The organism is Actinoplanes sp. NPDC026670 (assembly GCF_040638175.1).
In the GTDB taxonomy this organism is placed as follows: Bacteria; Actinomycetota; Actinomycetes; order Mycobacteriales; family Micromonosporaceae; genus Actinoplanes.
Genome location: NZ_JBEZXU010000212.1, coordinates 1 through 1,123, shown reverse-complemented (window position 1 = coordinate 1,123; position 1,123 = coordinate 1). Strand labels below are relative to the sequence as shown.

The following is a 1,123-nucleotide window of genomic DNA, read 5'->3' as shown; positions in this document are numbered from 1 at the left end:
CCGGTCACCACCACCCCGCCGCCCACCGGCGGGCTGGTCGCCGAGGCCACCGGATGGGCCGCCGCGCTGCAGCGGATGCGCGCCGCCGGCACCGAGGCCGGCCGCACCGCCGCCGAATGGTGGGCTCAGGACACCATCACCGCCCGCGCGGGCGGTGACACGCGCCTGGCCGCGCGCCGGATCCTGGCCGGCATCGACGACGGCGATCCCGCCGTCCTCGACGCCCTACCTTACTTCACCTCGGCTGGGGATTCGGTCGACACCAGCGGATGGGAGCTGTTCGCCGACGCCACCGGCGACGTCTCCGGCTGGTTCGGGCTGCGCATCCCGCAGCGCGACGAGGCGATGACCGTCTACCGCGACGCCTTCAACACCGCCGCCAACGACCGCGTGGCCGAACTGTGTCACCTCGCGGCCAGCCCCACCGGCCGCGACGTGTCCCACCTGCACCCCGACCGGGTCCGTATCGGCGACGTCGGCGTGTTTGCCGGCGAGTGGGCGCGCACCACCGGCCCCGACGGCGGCGGCGACCGCATCGCGGTCGGGTTCGTCGGCACCCTGCTCGACCGCTGGAACGGGTGGGCGGTGTTCTCCTGCACCCGCGCAGTGGCCGAGGCGATCGTCGCCGACCAGCAGCGACACCGCGACCAGCACCGCGACAGCCTCCGAAACGAGGGCGTGCCGGAGGACGAACTGGACCGGCGGGTCGACGCCGCGCTGGCCACCCTGTCCTTCGACGGCGACGCCATCGTCGCCGACCAGCGCGCACTGTCCGACGACCCGGACGCCATCGAACGCATCTCCCCGGACGGCGACGGCCGGTACGTGGTGATGGGCCGCAGCTGGTGCTGGGAGGCCGTCGACCCGTACGCCTGCGACCGGATCGTCGGCGACCTGCCCGACCCAGGCGTAGGGCGCAGACCCGACCCAGGCCGGACCGCACCGGCACAACCACCGCAGACAGGTGACACCGGCAAGGAACCGAAGCACCTTGCGCGGGCCGGACGCCGGCTTGCGATTCCCGATTCCGATCGCGCCTTTCCACCGGTAGGCGCTCGACCTGAACACCGCTCCGCGTAGCCGAGCACGGCTACGCGCGCTCTTCCCGCCCGCTATGGCCCAC

At 73.6% G+C, this 1,123-nt stretch carries 1 protein-coding gene; it reads left to right on the top strand.

What is annotated here, in order from left to right; genetic code table 11:
- The coding region (locus tag AB0E94_RS53175) for a hypothetical protein (protein ID WP_360344660.1) at positions 1–1,080 on the top strand (1,080 nt) is incomplete at its 5' end.
- Positions 1,081–1,123 lie beyond the last annotated feature (43 nt).